We start from the raw sequence: 19192 nt of genomic DNA on the forward strand, positions 1-19192 counted from the left end.
TTGGATTCTTAAATATCTGAAAACAACTTTCCTCTAAATGCTCTTTGCATTAATGAATTAAAGATATCTTTCAATCCATTTAAACTTTGTTCTAATATCTCCTTATTTTTATTTATATCTTCTATAATCCCAACAAATTTTTCTTGCAATCTAAGAGGTGGTAAAGGGATCATCATATTCCTAATGTCTTTCAATGATAAAAACTTTTGTGTCCCACCTCTTCCTGCCTTATTTAGAATACTTTCAAGAAAATGAGAGTCTAATAAGTATTTTAAATATACGCTATTAATTGGATATTCTGGCTTAAATTTTATTAAAGCAACATTTTTAATAGCAAAATTTGGTTCTTCTTTTACAATAACCGGATTCCCTATTGTTCCAATCATTGGCATTATTATATCACCTATATCTACCTTAGATCGTTTATTAATACTTATATAATCATCCTCTGAAATATAGTTGACATCTTCTAAACTAATTTTACCATCCTTTATATTTTTAGATGTAACTAACGGATAACCATTTTGAATATATTTAGGGGAATCATGAGTTCCATCTCTTACATCCGTAATATCCTGTAGCTTCTCTTGCTCCCACTTTGTTTTTAATGGATCTCCGAATATCTCTAAAAATACACTTTGCGTTAATTGGTCTATTAATTCAATTTGATTATTACGTTTATTAATAAGACCTTGAGTTTTATTTAGAATTGAGACTATCTTTGATTGTTGTTCTAATGAAATTAAGGGGATATCAATATTTTTCAAAATACCAATTGATATGTTTGGTTGCGCACCGCCTACTCCTAAAGAAATTAGTTTCTCTTTAATACTTAATAAATAATAATATAAATACTCAGGCATAATTTCATCAATAGGTTGAAAAGCTGCACAAGCTTGATTAGTGGTAGAGTCAATTTTTAATATTGAGCAATTTCCAATGGTTGCACCATACATAGCAATCAATACTGTTCCCTTTGGAAAGAGTTTTGCTGAGGACTTTTGCAGTCCTAATTTTGTAATATACTCACTAGCCTGAGACAAATACATGGTTTTTAAATCCCCTGTTTTAATCCACGGTATATTTCCATCTATATAATATTCTTTATTTTTCCTTGAAGGTGTACCACCAGATGTTACTTTATATAATTCTCCTAATTTAACTAATTTAGCTTTCAAAAGTATCACTATCCTTAATTAAGTCTTTCAAATCCTTTATACCTTGAATAACTTCTTTTTCTATCATTTCAACTTTTTCTAGTAATACCCCCGGAGCCTCATACTTTATTTCCTCATATTCGATCTCTTTATATTTATTTATTGACAAATCGTAATCATTTTCTTGAAGTTCCTGCATTGAAACAAAAAATGATTGTTCTGTTTGTTTCCGTTCTTTTTCACCTTCCAGATAATTAAACCTCTCCACAATATCTGGTATATCATTTTCGTCAATAGGACTTCGCTTGTCATCCAGCGAAAATCCATCAGCTTTCATATCATAAAACCAAACATTTTCAGTACCACCAGCACCCGTTTTAGTAAATATTAAAATTGCAGTTTTTACGCCAGCATAAGGTTTGAAAACTCCACTAGGCATCGATATAACTGCATCTAATTTGTGATTTTCAATTATTTCTTTACGGATTGTCTTATGTGCTTTAGAGGCTCCAAATAAAACCCCATCTGGAACAATAACCGCAGCTCGTCCGCCCGGTTTTAAGATACGAATAAATAATGACAAGAATAATAGTTCTGTTTTCTTCGTCTTAGCAATTTTCAACAAATCATTCGATACAGACTCATAATCCAACGATCCCTTAAATGGTGGATTAGCTAATACTAATGTATACTGCTCTTTATCCTTATTAATCTCTGCTAGTGAATCCCGATAATAAATATTTGGATTATCTACCCCGTGAAGCATCATATTCATTGCCCCAATACGAAGCATAGTCCTATCCATGTCATTACCATAGAACATCGTATTCTGATAATGCTCTTTTAACCCTTGAACAAGAAACATATCGCTATGATGGTCACGTAAATATTCACTTGCAGCAACTAAGAATCCTGCCGACCCCATTGCTGGGTCAATTATTATATCTTCCGGAGTTGGCTTCATTAACTCCACTATCATTTTTATAATGTGTCTTGGTGTACGAAATTGCCCGTTAGTACCAGAAGTAGCGATTTTAGACAAGAGATACTCATATAAATCCCCTTGTGCATCGCGGTCCTCTGTTGGTAGATTATCAATACCATCTACAACTTTTGCTAGCATATTTGGTGTTGGGATTAAGAACGTTGCGTCTCCCATATACTTTGAATAAGCCGATTCTTCTTTTCCATGTAAATTCTTTATGAACGGAAATACTTCATTTGAGACAACGTCATACATCTCTTCTGCAGAACCAAGTTGTTTAAATTGATTCCATCGCAAATGCTGTTTATCTTTAGGAAAAACTCCTTCATGCTCGATTCCCAAAAACTCCGCTTCCTGTTCCTTTGTTGTTTCCGCTTCATCTAATCCTTTTATAAAAAGTAAATAGGTAAATTGTTCGATAACAGTTAGTGGATTGGTAATCCCGCCTGTCCAAAACGTTTCCCATATTTTATCTACTCTATTTCTAACTTCTCCTGTAATCATGTCATTTCCTCCTATTGCACTATTACTTTCATTATACAGTTTTAAGCAACTTTAATAAATGGATTAAATTATTTATTAGTTCTTTAAACCTATTAGGGGATATTCTAGTTTAATAAAAATTAAAAATTAGTCCTCTTTGCTTACAATAACTTCTGGTAGTAGAATTTTTAATTTGTATTATTTGATGTCTAGTGTAAACGCACTTAATTAACTGCTTTAGTCACTATAAAAATTCAGATGTATATCCTTGTAATTGTAAATAAAAAGAAGCCTCTCAAAAGTTCAATGAACTAATGAAAAGCTTCTTTATATTTATCCTATGCAAAATGTTAGCATACTACTATCATCTTACATCAAAACCCACTCATATCAAGGGTTTAGACGGCTATCACATCATGCCGCCCATGCCACCCATTCCGCCCATGCCACCCATATCAGGTGCGCCAGCGTCTTCTTCTGGTAGATCAGCTACTACTGCCTCGGTTGTGAGGAACATAGCCGCTACAGATGCTGCGTTTTGTAGTGCAGAACGAGTAACTTTTGTAGGGTCAACGATACCTGCATCAATCATGTCTACCCATTCGCCAGATGCTGCGTTAAAGCCAATGCCTACTTTTTCGCCTTTCAAGCGCTCTACGATTAGAGAACCTTCTAGTCCAGCGTTTTCAGCAATTTGACGTACTGGAGCTTCTAGTGCACGAAGTACGATGTTAACACCAGTAGCTTCGTCGCCTTCTAATTCAAGCTCTTTTACTTTATTGTATACGTTAAGAAGTGCCGTTCCACCACCGGAAACAATACCTTCTTCTACAGCTGCACGAGTCGCGTTAAGCGCGTCTTCGATACGTAGTTTGCGTTCTTTCAATTCTGTTTCTGTTGCAGCACCAACTTTAACTACTGCTACACCACCAGAAAGTTTTGCAAGACGTTCTTGTAATTTTTCTTTATCAAAGTCAGAAGTAGTCTCTTCTACTTGAGCACGGATTTGCGCTACACGAGCAGAGATTTGTTCTGGGTTACCAGATCCGTCAACAATTGTAGTGTTGTCTTTTGTTACAACAACTTTAGACGCACGACCTAGTTGTTCAACAGTTGCACTCTTTAGCTCTAGGCCAAGATCTTCTGTAATAACTTCTCCACCTGTAAGTGTTGCGATATCTTCAAGCATTGCTTTACGACGGTCTCCAAATCCAGGAGCTTTTACAGCTACTGCATTAAATGTACCACGTAATTTGTTTACAACAAGTGTAGCTAGAGCTTCACCTTCTACATCCTCAGCAATAATAAGGATTGGTTTGCTTTGCTGAACAACTTGCTCCAATACTGGAAGTACTTCTTGGATATTGTTGATTTTCTTATCAGTGATTAAGACATATGGATCTTCTAATACAGCTTCCATTTTATCTTGGTCTGTTACCATGTAAGGAGAAGAGTATCCACGATCAAACTGCATACCTTCTACTACTTCTAATTCAGTAGTGAAACCTTTTGATTCTTCAATCGTGATAACTCCGTCTTTACCTACACGTTCCATAGCTTCTGCAATTAATTTACCTACTTCTTCGTCCGCTGAAGAAATTGCAGCAACTTGTGTAATAGACTCTTTGCTATCGATTGGCTGTGAAATTTTTGCTAGTTCTCCAGTTGCTACTTCTACTGCTTTTTCAATTCCACGACGTACGCCTACTGGATTTGCTCCAGAAGTAACGTTCTTTAATCCTTCTTGGATAATGGATTGTGCAAGAACTGTTGCAGTAGTTGTACCATCACCAGCTACATCGTTTGTTTGGGAAGCAACTTCTGCAACAAGCTGAGCTCCCATGTTTTCAAATTTGTTTTCTAATTCGATTTCTTTTGCAATTGTAACACCATCATTTGTAATAAGTGGTGAACCGAATTTTTTATCAAGAACTACGTTACGTCCTTTTGGTCCTAATGTTACTTTTACAGCATCTGCTAATGTATCAACACCTCGAAGCATTGCACGACGAGCGTCTTCACTAAATTTAATTTCTTTAGCCATAAATGAAAAACCTCCCTAAATATTATCGTATGTTATGTTTATCAATTATTATTCTACAATAGCTAAAATGTCGCTCTCACGTAGAATTAAGTATTCTTTTCCATCATATTTTACTTCAGTACCTGCAAACTTAGAGTAGATAATGTTATTACCCTCTTTTACCTCAAGCTCGATTTTTTCACCGTTGTCTGTTACTCGACCAGACCCAACCGCTACCACTTTTCCTTCTTGCGGTTTTTCTTTTGCGGAATCAGGTAGAACGATACCGCTAGCAGTTTTTTCTTCTTGTTCTACGACCTCGATAATAACGCGGTCACCTAAAGGTTTTAGCATAATTCTTTACCTCCTTGAGATAATAAAAATAATTATATTTTTCATCTTGTTAGCACTCGACTCTAAGGAGTGCTAACACAATTATTATAATAATAAATTCCATTTTCATTTGCAAGTATTTACTATTATCATTTTTATAGACAAAAAAATGCTTTTTATTGAGTACGAACTACTTCGTTTTTATTCTAAAACTATGATAAAATACGTATCATGATATAAAAAGACAAAGGGGTATGATTTTGCCTAGACGATATATATATTTAATTATTACGTACATTGCGATGCACTTTTCTAGTTTATTAGCGATACCGTTTATTCCATTTTTGGATGAATCTCAATTGGCTTACTTTTCTATCTATTGGCAGGTCGGAGCATTTCTCGTAGCATTTATCATCATGCTATTTATATTGAAGAGGGAAATGAAAGATTTCTTTGCATTAGATAATAAACGGGTAGGAAGCCTAGCTTTTTGGTCGATAATCGGTTTCATCCTAGCTATGATTACTCAAGTAGTTGCAGCTTTTATTCAAACATTCGTGCTAAAAATTCAGCCTGGTTCAGAAAATACATTTGAAATTATGGCTATGGCTCGACAAGTTCCATTACTCATTATTGTGATTACGATTATTGGACCAATTTTAGAGGAATTAGTATTTAGAAAAGCAATTTTCGGATCGTTATATAAGAAAATGAACTTCTTCTTTGCTGGTCTCCTGTCTTCCTTCATCTTTGCAATCGTACATATGGATTTTAGCCATATACTTGTGTATACGGCTGTAGGGTTCGTATTCGCATTCTTATATATCGAGACAAAGCGAATTATCGTTCCTATTATTGCTCATGCTGGTATGAATACTTTTGCTGTAGTTGTCCAGCTATCAACTGATCCTGAAGAAATCGAAGAACAAATGCGATTACTTGAACAGCTACAGTCTATTATTATCGGAGGCTTTTAATTACATGCGAATTTCACCGTTAGCGTCAGCTATTTTATACTTTGGACTCGGCGGACTGTTTACGTATATCGCTATCCAGTCAGTTGAGGACACCGTATTTAACTTCTTTACCATCTTATTAGCTTTCTTTGCAACCGTAGATTTTGTTCTAGCCATACGATTGTTAGGACTTCATTTTCGAATTAAGAAAGCAAAAGAGAAAGATAAAAAATAATAAAAAACAACTCTCAGAATCACGGCTATTGTGGAAATAGACCGTGATTTTTTTAATTAGAGTGGCAGTGAGTTCCTGGCTTTGTAGCATATTCGGAAAAGCAATGTAAGAATTAGGGAATATATGATAAACTTGCCTTGTTGTAATGATTATACGGTCTATTATTTAACTCTGCTGACGAGACGTATCGTTCCATTCAAGTCTAAAAAAAGAAATGTCTGTTCGAATTGGAGGGGTTTTTTGATTGTTGATAAATGGATTCCATTTTTCATTATGTGGGGAATTCCTCTTTTTATGATGATTAGAGCCTACAGAAAGATGGACGAAAAAGATAGAAAATCGGCAAGAAAGGATTTCCGTAGCCCAGGTTTCATTTTTACATTTGGCTTTCTTGGTTTGGGGCTATTTATAATTCAAATTGGTGATATTCTATTAATAGACATCTTTAAGTTAATTGGAATTATTCTACTGTTAGTAAGTGCTATCATCATGTTCTATATCACGTGGAAGGAAGATAGTAAAATCAAAAGTACAATTTTCCTACTTTTGGTGATAACATCTATTTATTTCTTGTATTGAGGATTTTGGAGCAATCACATATCTATAGAATGGGAAAATCTAGACTATTATGGGGCTAAGAATAATTGACCTTAACTACAAATTAGAACCTCCAAATAAAATTGGAAGTTCTAATTTTTTATTTAATCTTCTAATGGGTAATGCTTCATAAAATATACAAGCGATTGTAGTTCCACTGCTAAATCGATATGGTGGACCCTCACATGGTCAGGAACTGAAATTCGTGCTGGTGTAAAATTCAATATCGCATTAACTCCAGATGCTACAAGTCTATCTGTAATAGGTTGTGCCTCTGATACAGGTACAGTAAGAATAGCTACAGAAATATCACCAAGTTCTTTTTCTAGATCATCAATATGTTTAATGGATACAGTGCCAATTGATTGATTCACTTTACTAGGATCTGCATCAAATGCTAATTCAATTTTCGTATTGTTATTCTTCGTAAAATTATAGTTTAAAAAGGCGGTTCCAAGGTTACCTACACCGACTAACGCTACGGGTGTTGATTCATCTTGATCCAACGTCTTTCTGAAGAAATTCAATAGATACTCTACATTATATCCGTATCCTTTTTTTCCTAAAGCACCGAAGTAAGAAAAATCGCGACGAATCGTTGCAGAGTCTACCTTCATTGCCTCGCTTAACTCCTTAGAAGAAACTCTTGCTTTGCCCTTCATATGCAAATTATTTAAAAAACGATAGTATAACGGTAAGCGTTTGGCCGTAGCTTGTGGTATTTTAGACTGGTTTTTCATTTCTCATTCCCCTAACTGTATTCCGCTATTCATATCATGGTATGTTTATTGTATCAAATATACTCGAAAAAGTCGTGACATTGTTTCAAGACCATACAGTGAACCTTCCATTTATGTTAAACTAACATCATTGAGGTGAGATAATGATTTACTTACAAGTGAACGGATTAACAAAACAATACGGTGCGGAAATTATCCTTTCTAATATAAAGCTAGAAGTGAAAGAAAAAGACAGAATTGCCATTGTCGGTCGTAACGGTGCTGGGAAATCAACACTATTAAAGATTATCGCTGGCGAATTAAGTTTAGATGAAGGTGAAATCCATAAGCCAAAGGATGTTACGATTGGCTATCTAGCTCAACAAGCCGCTTTTGATTCACAGGAAACCATTTGGGATGAAATGCTCAAAATTTTCGAAGACTTAATCAAACAAGAAAAAAAGATTCGAGCATTAGAACAACAAATGGGAGATCCTGATGTCATTAATCGAAAGAAAGAGTATGAGGAACTACTTCATAACTACGATACGTTACAAGAGTCCTTTACACAAGCAGGTGGTTACCAGTATGAGTCAGAGATTAAAGCAGTATTGAATGGACTAGACTTTCCCGAAGAATTTTGGGACAAGAAAATTCATACACTGAGTGGCGGTCAAAAAACCCGTCTATCTCTAGGTAAACTACTCTTATCTAAACCCGATTTACTTTTATTAGACGAGCCTACTAACCACTTAGATATTCATACATTAACTTGGTTGGAAGCTTATTTAATGAATTATCCGGGAGCAGTTGTGATCGTATCGCACGATCGTTATTTCTTAGATAAAACCGTTCGTCTCGTATACGAAATTTCTCGTACTAAGGCGCAAAAGTTTCATGGAAATTACAGTAATTATTTGATTCAAAAGGCCGAGCAATATGAACGAGAACGGAAGCAATTTGAAAAGCAACAAGCTGAAATCAAAAAGACAGAGGATTTTATACAAAAAAATATCGCAAGAGCTTCTACTACAAAACGTGCACAAAGTAGAAGAAAGCAACTAGAAAAGATGGACAGGATGGAGCAACCTCTTGCTGATGATGCTTCTGCAAAATTTTCTTTTACAATCGAGAGAAAAACGGGAAACGACGTCCTCAAAATAGAAGATCTTTCGTTTGGTTTTTCCGACAATACCAATCCTTTATTTAAAGGGTTACATTTACATTTACAGCGTGGAGATAGTGTAGCACTTGTTGGACCAAATGGTGTCGGGAAATCAACTTTATTGAAAGCTATCATTGGCTATCTTGAGCCAGATACAGGAAGCATCCAACTTGGAGCCAACGTAAAGATTGGCTATTACGAGCAGGAGCAAACCCAGCTACATATGGATAAAACGGTGTTAACAGAGCTGTGGGATGACTATCCATTAATGAATGAAAAAGATATCAGAACAATTCTTGGTAATTTCTTATTTACTGGTGACGACGTACTACGACCTGTATATGGGTTAAGTGGTGGAGAAAAAGCACGTCTTGCACTAGCAAAGCTAATGATGGAAAAGGCAAATTTCCTTCTCCTTGATGAACCGACGAACCATTTAGATTTAGATAGTAAAGAAATTTTAGAGGCTGCTTTAATCGATTATCCTGGTACTATTTTATTTGTTTCCCACGATCGTTATTTTATTAACAAAATAGCTACGCAAATTCTGGAAATGCAAGAAACTGGGACAACACTTTATCTCGGAAATTATGATTATTATGTAGAGAAAAAACAAGAAGAAAAAGAATTAGAAGAAATGAATGAAAAAGAAAGACAAAAGAATGTATCGACACAATCATCTAAATCACAATTTGAGTTAGATAAGGAAACGAAGAAGGAACAGCGAAGAATTAAGCGTAGAATGGAAGAAATAGAAGAACTAATGGCGCGATTGGAACAAAAAGTGGCAGATAATGAGGAGATGCTCTATCAACCTGAGATATATGAAGATCATGAAAAGGCTCAAGAAATTATCGAAGAAAACGAAAGCTTACAAAAAGAAATAGAAACCTTATTTGAGGAGTATGCCTCCCTCGAAGAATCTTAAGTAGGTGGGAATATTGTTTAAGCTATTAATTATTGAAGATGACGTAACAGTTTTCCAAGAATTAAAGGATCGATTAACACAATGGTCATACGACGTCCACGGTATCGAGGATTTTAACCACGTGATGGATACGTTTCATGAGGTAAGTCCAGAACTTGTCATTATCGATATACAACTGCCAAAGTTTGATGGTTTTCACTGGTGTCGGATGATTCGCCAACACTCTAACGTACCAATTATCTTTCTATCTTCGAGAGATCACCCGACAGATATGGTGATGTCGATGCAATTGGGTGCGGACGATTATGTCCAAAAACCCTTTCACTTTGATGTCCTTATTGCTAAAATTCAAGCCGTGTTACGTCGTGTCTACAATTATAGTACCGAAACAGTTCGTATTACTCGCTGGCATGGCGCAACGATTGATTTCGATAAAAATACGGTAACAAATGACCATGGAACCATTGAGTTGTCCAAAAATGAGATGTATATATTAAAAGTGCTACTAGACCATAAAAATAAAATTGTAAGCCGAAATGAGATTATCCAAGAATTATGGGAGGACGAACGCTTTATTAGTGATAATACATTAACCGTTAATGTGAACCGACTACGAAAGCGTCTGTCTGATATTCATTTAGGTAATTATATTGAAACGAAAGTAGGACAGGGTTACATAGCGAAAGAAGAGGTAAGCCTATGATTTGGCAATATATAAAGGAACGATTAAGCTGGATTCTTTTCTTTCTAGCGATGCAATGTTTATTAGTCTTCTATAGCTTTATAGATCCTAACTTAACGGTTTCTTCTATCCTTTATTTTATTTATTTGTCTAGCAGTATTTTTACTATCTTTTTAGTGTTCCGCCATTTTTTAGAAACAAAGTTTTATAAAAGATTAAAAGAACGATCCGAGATACTTGATACAAGCGAGCTTGCAGATCCTTCAAGTCCGTTAGAAGAGATTGTTTACGATGAATTTATTGAACAAACAAATTATTATAAAAAAAGAAGTACCTATCACCAATTAATGCTTGAACAGGAAAAGGACGATCTTCTTTCTTGGATACACGAAATAAAAACGCCTTTAACGGCAATGCAGCTTATTCTTGATCGGATGGATAACAAGCAAACACAAGCCGATTTACAATACGAGTGGTTGCGAATTCACTATCTATTAGATCAGCAGCTTCATCAAAAAAGAATGCTCGTTATCGAAAATGACTTACATTTAGATAACGTTGACATTAAACAGCTCATTCACAATGAAATTAGAACACTACGTTCTTGGTGTTTACATAAAGGGATTGGCTTTGACATCCAGATTGACACTCACAATCTCGTCACAGATGAAAAGTGGACTTCTTTTATCTTGAGACAAATTCTTTCCAATGCTGTGAAATACAGTGAGCATTCAGATATCGAAATCCAATATTATAAGACGGAAAACCATACAGCGCTAACAGTTAAAGATAATGGGATAGGAATTCCTAATAAAGATATACCGAGAATATTTGATAAAGGATTCACCTCCACAGCTACGTATCATAACGATACGTCTGGAGCGACTGGTATGGGGTTGTACTTAGCTAAAAAGGCTGCGGATAGCTTGCATATTCGTATTAACGTAGAATCAGAGGAGGGTGTTGGAACGACCTTCACTCTCTTATTCCCAGAAAAGAATACATTTGCTCAATTACGAGAACAAAATGCTAGCATGTGACAATAACGTCACATGCTTTCGTTATTTGTTAGGTGAATCGAAGGAACAGACTATGATTTTATTATAAGCTAGGTTTAACGAGAGAGATAAAAACGTGGGAGGTTTATCCATGAACATATTAGAAGCGAGAAAAATTACGAAAAGCTATGGAAAAAAGGCAAATAAACATGAGGTGCTTAAAGGGATCGATTTATCGGTGCAGGAAGGCGAGTTCATCAGTATTATGGGGGCTTCAGGATCTGGAAAAACAACTTTACTTAACGTTCTATCATCGATTGATTTTGTTAGCTCAGGCTCGATTCAAATAGCAGATAATATGATTACAGAAATGAAAGGGAAACAGCTTTCACAGTTTCGTAAGCATCATCTAGGCTTTATTTTCCAAGAGTACAATTTGCTAGATACATTAACTGTTAAAGAGAATATTTTACTGCCTCTAACCGTTCAAAAAATTTCTAAAAAAGATGCTTTAGAACGCTTTGATAGATTGGCTCAAGCGTTAGGAATTGCAGACTTAAAAAATAAATATCCGAATGAACTATCTGGTGGTCAAAAACAGCGAACATCCGCAGCAAGAGCTTTTATTCATGAACCGAGCATCATTTTTGCCGATGAGCCTACAGGAGCTCTAGACTCTAAGTCCGCCTCGAATCTTCTAAATAAGTTAAGTGAACTGAATCAATCTAGAAACGCCACGATTTTAATGGTTACTCATGACCCTGTTGCAGCAAGCTTCGGTAATCGTGTTGTTTTCATTAAAGATGGCCAAATCTATTCGCAACTAAATAAAGGTGAAGAAGATAGAGAAAGCTTCTTCCAAGCCATTATGAAAACACAGAGCGTATTAGGTGGGATTCACTATGAAAACTAGCCATTTAATTGTACGTAACCTCATGAAAAATTTAAAAAATTATGCATTGTATGTTTTCGCATTAATTCTTACCGTTACTTTTTATTTTGCTTTTGTTACCTTGCAGTATGATCCTTCGATGGATGCAACATCAGGAACGATTAAAGGTGAGGCAGGAATTAGAGCAGGTACTGTTCTCCTTATTGTAATTGCTGCAGTCTTCTTACTATACGCAAACTCCATTTTCATTAAAAGGAGAAGTAACGAAATTGCTCTTTTTCAGTTAATCGGGATGTCAAAGGTTGAAGTGTTCCGCATTCTTGTTACTGAAAATGCCATTCTTTATTTTGGTTCCTTACTAGCTGGAATAGGCGTAGGTTTCTCTATTTCCAAGCTGATGATTATGATTCTTTTTAAAATAACAGGTATCAACGCGATTGCTTCTTTACATTTTTCTATAGAAGCTTTTACACAAACTCTACTTGTCTTTAGTGGTATCTTCGTTTTAGTTATCTTAAGAAATTGGTTGTTCATTCGTAAGCAAAGTATTACGTCTCTGTTTCAAGTGACAGGGTCTACAGAATTAAAAATAACTAAAATGTCGATTTGGCAAATGGCGAGCGGTCTGCTCGGTCTATTGCTCGTAGCTACTGGCTACTATCTATCTCAAGAAATGTTCTCAGGTGACTTTGTTACAGCAAATAGCTTGTTTCTAATTATGATACTAATTTTATTCTCTGTAATTATTGGAACTTATTTATTTTACAAAAGTTCTGTAAGCTTTATTTTCTATCTATTAAGAAAGAAACAAAATGGTTATTTATCGATTCGAAAAGTACTCTCATTAGCTACGATGATGTTTCGAATGAAATCAAATGCGTTACTTCTAACGGTGATTACAACGATAACTGCTTTAGCTGTCGCACTTCTCTGTTTGAGTTATATTACGTACTATTCTTCAGAACAAAATGCTCATAATATGGTTGCTGGTGATTTTGCATTTGTGACAACAGAGGATGCTGAAAGCTTTACTACAGTTTTAAATGAAGAAGATATTGACTATACACTCCGACAAGCTGAAGTTATTCAAGTAATGGCAGACTTAAGTGATATACTAGATGCTCAATTTGTGGAATTAGAGCTTGAATCAGAGGATATGCCATTACCAATTACAAGTGATGAGTTTTTCGGTGATATAGAATTAGATAGCAATGAGACAATGTTTACAGGATATAACGATTTTATGCAACGTATTATTACAATTAGTGATTCAGGTTTTCTTACATTAAAGGGAAATGAAGTTACGATCGACCAAGACTTCATTGGATTAGAGCGCCAATATATCGTTTCTTCTTATTTTGACTTCTCTGGTGGCATGCCATTAGCGGTAGTTGATCAAACTGTTTATGCTCAGTTGAAAGAAGATGTAATAGAAGATTTACAACAAGAGCACATGCTTTTCACAGGTATCAACATAGAAAAGGAGGCGGATTTAGAGAAGTCTAATGAAATTTTTCTATCTCTACAATTAGGTGATAGGGATGGTAATGAGTCCCGGCTGCAATTAACAGAACAAGATAAAAGAGGCTCTGGTTTATATATTTTTATCGTTGGATTTTTAGGTCTCACATTTTTAGTGACATCAGGTTGTGTGCTTTATTTTAAACAGGTAGATGAAAGTGAAGAAGAAAAGAATAGTTACACGATTCTGAGAAAGCTCGGATTTACGAAGGGAGACTTAATAAGTGGTATTTGGATCAAGCAATTGTTCAACTTTGGAATTCCATTAGTAGTCGGCTTGCTCCATAGTTACTTTGCAGTAAAATCAGGTTGGTTTCTATTTGGTACAGAATTGTGGAAGCCGATGGCGATTGTAATGGGACTCTATGCATGTTTTTATTCTCTATTTGGAATATTATCTGTCCTTTATTTCCGAAAAGTCATTGATGATTCGCTATAAAATTATTAGGAGCCCCCTGATTCTCTAGGGAGCTCCTATATGCTTTACATTTTATTTTTTATTATCTTTTTGTTATGATTGGTTTACAGGAACGAAAAGATTTTTCTTTTCGCTATAGTTTAATTGTTGCGGCTACTATTATTGTTGCCGCCTTTTTTTCCGATTTCACGGTAGAATTCTTTATCATGATTTTCTGAAGTAGATTCTCCACCTTTTTGGCCAATCTCTTGGTAGAATTCTTTGTCGTGATTTCGTGATGTTGCTTCTCCACCTTTTTGACCAATTTCTTGGTAGAATTCCTTATCATGATTCTCAGCTGTAGTTTCTCCACCCTTTTGGCCAATCTCTTGGTAGAATTCTTTGTCATGATTTTTCGATGTTGCTTCTCCACCTTTTTGACCTATCTCTTGGAAAAATTCTTGATCATGGTTTTGAGAAGTAGCTTCTCCACCTTTTCTGCCTCTTTCTTCTCTAGACATTCTGTTGTTACCTCTGTTGTTATTCTTAGCCATGTTGTAATTCCTCCTTTTAAGTGGTGTACTATTTGTATATCCGTTTTTTAACTTTTAAAACATTTTTTTCTATTTAAGATTTTACCCAATATGCTGCTTCATTTGAAGAAGGTGATGGTGGAAATGAATCACCCTTTTCAATCTCTATCGTTGTGTTATCCTCGGATGATGAATTACCGTTGACTAGCTTTTCTACTTTGTACGTACCGCTTTCTGGTGCTACTTCACCAGTTTTATATTGTTCTTGTGCCAATCTTATCACCTCCTTAAGTTTTACACTTCATATTTACACCGTTTTATACTTTATTAAACATAAAATAATCGTAAAAACATTTATCAATTCTTTTACAAACTGTTTAAGACATCTTTACATTGTGGATAATTGTACAGTTTACCCACATACTTACACACAGAAATATAGCTTTACTATCAGTTATCCACTGAGTTTTCCACATTGTCCACATTCCTATTGTCCACGACATTTTACAATTTCAGCTTTAACTACTTATGTGCATATTGCTTAACAACTTGCAAAAAATAGAGAGTTGATCGTTATTTTCTAGTTCTCTTTATTATACAATCAAATGAAAAATCCACAGACGATAAGTAATGTCTGTGGATAGATTCTAAATTATTTTATTTTGTTTCCGTAATTCTCTAAATCAAGGCTCGGGTTAGCGTTAAGTGCCCAGTCTGCACGATGACCTTGTTCATATGCGATATAGCCTGCAGCAGCGATCATTGCTGCGTTATCCGTGCATAATGATAATGGTGGGAAGAATACATCCATATTTTCGTTGCGGAATTTTTCTTCCATACCTTTTCGAAGACCTTTATTTGCTGCGACGCCACCTGCAATAATGACTTGTTTCACTTGATATTTTTTAGCTGCTCTCCAGGTTTTTTCCGTTAACACTTCCACTACACTCGCTTGGAAGCTAGCAGCAACATCTTCATTCTTAATTTCTATACCTTTTTGTTTTGCATTATGAACGGTATTAATAACTGCAGATTTTAATCCACTAAAGCTAAAATCAAAGGACTCTTCCTCTAGCCATGCTCTTGGAAAATCTATGGAGATGTTACCCTTTTGTGCTAATTCATCTACTTTTGGTCCCCCAGGATAAGGTAAATTTAGAGTTCGAGCAATTTTATCGTATGCTTCACCTGCTGCATCATCTCTTGTTTCTCCTATAATTTCAAATTTCCCGTGTTCCTTCATAAGAATAAGCTCTGTATGGCCCCCAGAAACAACTAGGGATAGGAGTGGAAATTCAAATTCATTCATCAGTCGATTTGCATAGATATGACCTGCAATATGATGGACACCGATTAATGGCTTATCATGTGCAAAAGCTAAGGCCTTTGCTGCATTTACACCGACTAATAAAGCACCTACTAATCCAGGACCTTCAGTAACTGCAACAGCTGTAATATCATCCATCGTTATTCCAGCTGTTTGAAATGCTTCCTCCATTACGACTGTAATGTTCTCGACGTGATGCCTAGAGGCTAGTTCTGGTACAACTCCTCCAAAACGTTTATGACTGTCTATTTGTGAGGATACGGCGTTAGCAACTAACTCTGTTCCATTCTTTACGATAGCAACAGCTGTTTCATCACAACTTGTTTCAACAGCTAATATATAATTATTCATAAATTCACCCACAATACTAAAGCATCTTCATGATTATCCGTATAATAATTTTTGCGTATTCCTCCAGGTTGTAGTCCAAACTTTTTATACAAGCTTTGGGCTGTTAAATTGGAGACTCTTACTTCCAAGGAAAGTATCCTTGCATGATTTGCGATCGCAAAATTCATTACATATTGAAATAATGCTTCTCCATATTTGTTACCTCGATAGTCTGGATCAATCGCAATATTCGTTATTTGAGCTTCATCCATCACAAGCCATAATCCACAGAAGCCAACTATTTTGTCATCAACCTCCATCACAAAATAATAGGCATAAGAATTATTGGTAACTTCCTGTGTATAAATTTCCTTCGTCCAAGGTTTTGGAAAAGAACGTTCATCTACTAACATCACGGATTCTATATCCGTTATCTCCATTTTTCTAATACGATATTTACTCATGATTGGATCGGTCCTGTTTTTGTTTTTCTAACCATTTCGCCTCGGCTTCGACCATGCGAATATAGTTTGGTGTTAGAGTATGTGTTTGATCTGCTTCTCTCTTTGTTGCCAAATATGCTAATTCTCCTGCTCTCGGAAAATGTAGTAATGGTTCAGGAAATACAGCATTTTCCCCTAAGTATTCTTCGATGGTCTTTTTATGTTGCTCTAAATCCTGACTTAGAAAAACAACTGGCGAGGAGAGTTTTTGAAGCTCTGTTAACCAATCCGTCATTAAAATATTACAATCCTTCTCTACTAGCTTCATGTCATTTGTGTCCCTTTGGTATAATCCAGTATATACTAAGCCTCTGCGAGCATCGAAGAAAGGTGATACAAAGGCTTTATCATTATGGATATTTCTTGCCAATAATTCTAAAGAAGAAATCGCTACTATTGGTATATTTAACGTCCAAGCAAGAGTCTTGGCAGTTGCGAGTCCAATACGAACTCCTGTATAGGAACCAGGTCCTTTCGCAACGGCTATTCGATCAAGATCTTTTGGCGAGGTATCTGTTTCTTTCATTAGTTGGTTAATTGACGGCATTAAGCCAATTGAATGATTTCTTTTGATATTCGCAGTGTATTCTGCTTTCAATTCATTATCTTTCCATAAAGCTACTCCTAATAGTTGATTAGAAGTATCAATTGCTAATACGTTCATCGATATAACTCCCTACAAATTGAATTAAAATGCTCGCCTACCGGTTCAAATGTAATTTTTCTTTCATATTCCGAATCATAGCTAATTTTTATATTTAAACGCTCTTCAGGTAGTAAGTATTCGATAAAAGAGGCCCATTCTACTACTGTGATACCATCCCCATTAAAATACTCTTCTAGTCCGATGTCCTCTTCCCCGTCTTCTAAGCGATAAGCATCGATATGGTAAAGTGCTACCTCACCTTGATATTCCTTTACAATTGTAAATGTAGGGCTATTAATCGTACGTGTAATTCCTAAACCTTGTCCCAATCCTTTCGTAAAGGTTGTTTTCCCTGCTCCAAGGTCTCCTTCTAGTGTTATAACATCACCCGGCTTTAATAAAATTGCCAATTTATTTGCCAATCTTTTCGTTTCCATTTCCGAGTTTGTTTCAAATATATAATCCGTCATCTTTTCACCTTCTTTTCTGAAGACCTCTCTATGCCATACTAACATTATTTTGTCTTATGTATATATCCTGTTGGTTCTAGTCTAAGTAATTTATTGTTATCCTTTATCCAGGCCTTACCGTTTCGTTCTGTATGATAATGAACCGAGCCAATTTTTGTAATGGGTACATGGATTTGATTGGCTATTTTCTTGATCTCATGCCACTCATGTAAAGAAACCGTGCCAAGTAATTCAAAGTCTTCACCACCAGACATTTTCCATTGGTATTGTAGCTCTGAAGGAAAATGTTCTAAATCTTTATGAGTTGGTAATTTATCGGGCTCGATTTCTATTGAAATATTAGAAGCTTTAGCTATTTCATTGGCTTCACTTGCAATACCATCACTAATATCATTCAGTGCCATTCTTTTAATACTAGCACATCTTTCAACAAACTCAACATTAGGTATGGGCATCTGATGTTTGCGGATAGCATCCTTGAATGGAGTTAAAGAATTCCCAGTATCCTGTAATAAAACATGCAAGCCACATGCAGATCCACCAAGATTACCTGTTACAAACACGACATCTCCATCTCTCGCGTGACTTCGATATCTTTTCCCATTTGCAGCTACTGTACCCATAACTGTAATCGATATACTTAGCTCTTGGCCTATTACTGTATCTCCACCGATTAAATCCATATTATATTTTCTTGCTAGCTCATCCATTCCATTGTAAATTTCAATCAATTCATGTTCCTTCCAATTATCCGATACGACAATCGATACTAAGTATGCAATCGGCACTCCTCCCATTGCAGCAATATCACTAATATTAGCTGCTAGAGCACGCCATCCAATGTGAAATGGATCTACTGTTTTTCGAGAAAAGTGTATGTTTTCTACCATTGTATCTACAGTTAAGATACTGTCATGATACGGTGTTCGGACAATAGCAGCATCATCACCAATTCCTTTTATCACATGGGATTGTCTCAAATTTGCTGGTTGTATAGCACGTATAAAATCAAATTCTTTCATTTCATCGCTCCGGTCATATGTTCAATTACTTCCTACATCATAACAAAATAATGCTTGATAAGAAAGATTTTGTTCTATATAATTCCTTTTATTGTAAGTTATCAAACCGATGAACACAAGAACACAAATGTAAACTCAAAAAAGCCTGAGCTTTATAAATAAGCTTAGGCTTTACATTCATATATTAAATAAAAATGGCGGTCCGGACGGGACTCGAACCCGCGACCTCCTGCGTGACAGGCAGGCATTCTAACCAACTGAACTACCGGACCAATTTGGTTGCGGGGGCA

Annotated in this window: 20 protein-coding genes and 1 tRNA gene; 8 read left to right on the forward strand and 13 right to left on the reverse strand. The window is 35.6% G+C overall.

The genetic code is table 11. The features are described from left to right. Positions 1–8: 8 nt before the first annotated feature. The 4 genes from GGQ92_RS10555 to groES form a co-directional block, all read right to left on the reverse strand. Positions 9–1187 carry a restriction endonuclease subunit S gene (locus GGQ92_RS10555; protein WP_184248304.1) on the reverse strand — a complete coding sequence of 393 codons (1179 nt, stop codon included), beginning with the start codon at positions 1185–1187 and terminating at the stop codon, positions 9–11. Further along, positions 1168–2646, reverse strand: coding sequence for a type I restriction-modification system subunit M (locus GGQ92_RS10560; RefSeq protein ID WP_184248307.1), 1479 nt, complete (start codon positions 2644–2646; stop codon positions 1168–1170). Before GGQ92_RS10560 ends, GGQ92_RS10555 begins: the two co-directional genes overlap by 20 nt. A 388-nt stretch (positions 2647–3034) precedes the next feature. Next, positions 3035–4669, reverse strand: a complete 1635-nt coding sequence (groL, locus tag GGQ92_RS10565; RefSeq protein ID WP_184248310.1) for a chaperonin GroEL — start codon at positions 4667–4669, stop codon at positions 3035–3037. Positions 4670–4717: 48 nt separating this feature from the next. Then, positions 4718–5002, reverse strand: a complete 285-nt coding sequence (gene groES / locus GGQ92_RS10570) for a co-chaperone GroES (protein WP_184248312.1) — start codon at positions 5000–5002, stop codon at positions 4718–4720. A 233-nt stretch (positions 5003–5235) separates the two neighbouring features. Here groES and GGQ92_RS10575 point away from each other — a divergent pair, with 233 nt between their 5' ends. The 3 genes from GGQ92_RS10575 (at position 5236) to GGQ92_RS10585 (ending at position 6751) form a co-directional block, all read left to right on the forward strand. Beyond that, complete coding sequence (locus tag GGQ92_RS10575; protein ID WP_246384373.1) at positions 5236–5958, forward strand: CPBP family intramembrane glutamic endopeptidase; 723 nt, start codon at positions 5236–5238, stop codon at positions 5956–5958. Between the two features lie 4 nt (positions 5959–5962). Then, positions 5963–6172: a YdiK family protein gene (locus GGQ92_RS10580; RefSeq protein ID WP_184248318.1), complete on the forward strand. Its 210-nt coding sequence runs from the start codon at positions 5963–5965 to the stop codon at positions 6170–6172. Between the two features lie 240 nt (positions 6173–6412). Continuing rightward, complete coding sequence (locus GGQ92_RS10585) at positions 6413–6751, forward strand: hypothetical protein (protein WP_184248321.1); 339 nt, start codon at positions 6413–6415, stop codon at positions 6749–6751. Positions 6752–6873: 122 nt separating this feature from the next. Here the strand turns inward: GGQ92_RS10585 and GGQ92_RS10590 are convergent, their stop codons facing one another. Beyond that, positions 6874–7509 carry a redox-sensing transcriptional repressor Rex gene (locus tag GGQ92_RS10590; RefSeq protein ID WP_184248323.1) on the reverse strand — a complete coding sequence of 212 codons (636 nt, stop codon included), beginning with the start codon at positions 7507–7509 and terminating at the stop codon, positions 6874–6876. Positions 7510–7652: 143 nt separating this feature from the next. Here GGQ92_RS10590 and GGQ92_RS10595 point away from each other — a divergent pair, with 143 nt between their 5' ends. The 5 genes from GGQ92_RS10595 (at position 7653) to GGQ92_RS10615 (ending at position 14113) form a co-directional block, all read left to right on the forward strand. Further along, positions 7653–9581: an ABC-F family ATP-binding cassette domain-containing protein gene (locus tag GGQ92_RS10595; RefSeq protein WP_184248326.1), complete on the forward strand. Its 1929-nt coding sequence runs from the start codon at positions 7653–7655 to the stop codon at positions 9579–9581. A gap of 13 nt (positions 9582–9594) precedes the next feature. Continuing rightward, entirely contained in the window at positions 9595–10284 is a 690-nt protein-coding gene (locus GGQ92_RS10600; RefSeq protein WP_184248329.1) for a response regulator transcription factor, read from the forward strand. Beyond that, positions 10281–11303, forward strand: coding sequence for a sensor histidine kinase (locus tag GGQ92_RS10605; protein ID WP_184248332.1), 1023 nt, complete (start codon positions 10281–10283; stop codon positions 11301–11303). Before GGQ92_RS10600 ends, GGQ92_RS10605 begins: the two co-directional genes overlap by 4 nt. A gap of 109 nt (positions 11304–11412) precedes the next feature. Continuing rightward, positions 11413–12174: an ABC transporter ATP-binding protein gene (locus GGQ92_RS10610; RefSeq protein ID WP_184248335.1), complete on the forward strand. Its 762-nt coding sequence runs from the start codon at positions 11413–11415 to the stop codon at positions 12172–12174. Continuing rightward, entirely contained in the window at positions 12164–14113 is a 1950-nt protein-coding gene (locus GGQ92_RS10615; RefSeq protein ID WP_184248338.1) for an ABC transporter permease, read from the forward strand. The genes GGQ92_RS10610 and GGQ92_RS10615 overlap by 11 nt, the downstream gene beginning before the upstream one ends. Positions 14114–14232: 119 nt before the next feature. Here the strand turns inward: GGQ92_RS10615 and gsiB are convergent, their stop codons facing one another. The 8 genes from gsiB to GGQ92_RS10655 form a co-directional block, all read right to left on the reverse strand. Continuing rightward, the gene (gene gsiB / locus GGQ92_RS10620) at positions 14233–14625 is read right to left on the reverse strand and encodes a glucose starvation-inducible protein GsiB (RefSeq protein ID WP_184248341.1); all 393 of its coding nucleotides are present in this window, start codon (positions 14623–14625) and stop codon (positions 14233–14235) included. Between the two features lie 73 nt (positions 14626–14698). After that, a complete protein-coding gene (locus GGQ92_RS10625; RefSeq protein WP_343068813.1) occupies positions 14699–14887 on the reverse strand; it encodes a YjzC family protein in 189 nt (62 codons plus the stop codon). Positions 14888–15256: 369 nt separating this feature from the next. Further along, positions 15257–16282, reverse strand: a complete 1026-nt coding sequence (gene tsaD, locus GGQ92_RS10630) for a tRNA (adenosine(37)-N6)-threonylcarbamoyltransferase complex transferase subunit TsaD (RefSeq protein ID WP_184248347.1) — start codon at positions 16280–16282, stop codon at positions 15257–15259. Further along, a complete protein-coding gene (gene rimI / locus GGQ92_RS10635) occupies positions 16279–16725 on the reverse strand; it encodes a ribosomal protein S18-alanine N-acetyltransferase (RefSeq protein WP_184248350.1) in 447 nt (148 codons plus the stop codon). Before rimI ends, tsaD begins: the two co-directional genes overlap by 4 nt. Beyond that, complete coding sequence (tsaB, locus tag GGQ92_RS10640; protein ID WP_184248353.1) at positions 16718–17428, reverse strand: tRNA (adenosine(37)-N6)-threonylcarbamoyltransferase complex dimerization subunit type 1 TsaB; 711 nt, start codon at positions 17426–17428, stop codon at positions 16718–16720. Before tsaB ends, rimI begins: the two co-directional genes overlap by 8 nt. Continuing rightward, positions 17425–17880: a tRNA (adenosine(37)-N6)-threonylcarbamoyltransferase complex ATPase subunit type 1 TsaE gene (tsaE, locus tag GGQ92_RS10645; protein ID WP_184248356.1), complete on the reverse strand. Its 456-nt coding sequence runs from the start codon at positions 17878–17880 to the stop codon at positions 17425–17427. Before tsaE ends, tsaB begins: the two co-directional genes overlap by 4 nt. A 44-nt stretch (positions 17881–17924) precedes the next feature. After that, the gene (gene thiL, locus GGQ92_RS10650; protein ID WP_184248358.1) at positions 17925–18902 is read right to left on the reverse strand and encodes a thiamine-phosphate kinase; all 978 of its coding nucleotides are present in this window, start codon (positions 18900–18902) and stop codon (positions 17925–17927) included. A 195-nt stretch (positions 18903–19097) separates the two neighbouring features. Then, positions 19098–19174, reverse strand: a tRNA-Asp gene (locus GGQ92_RS10655). Positions 19175–19192: the final 18 nt, after the last annotated feature.

Origin of the sequence: Gracilibacillus halotolerans, assembly GCF_014206945.1 — a bacterium.
Classification (GTDB): Bacteria; Bacillota; Bacilli; order Bacillales; family Amphibacillaceae; genus Gracilibacillus; species Gracilibacillus halotolerans.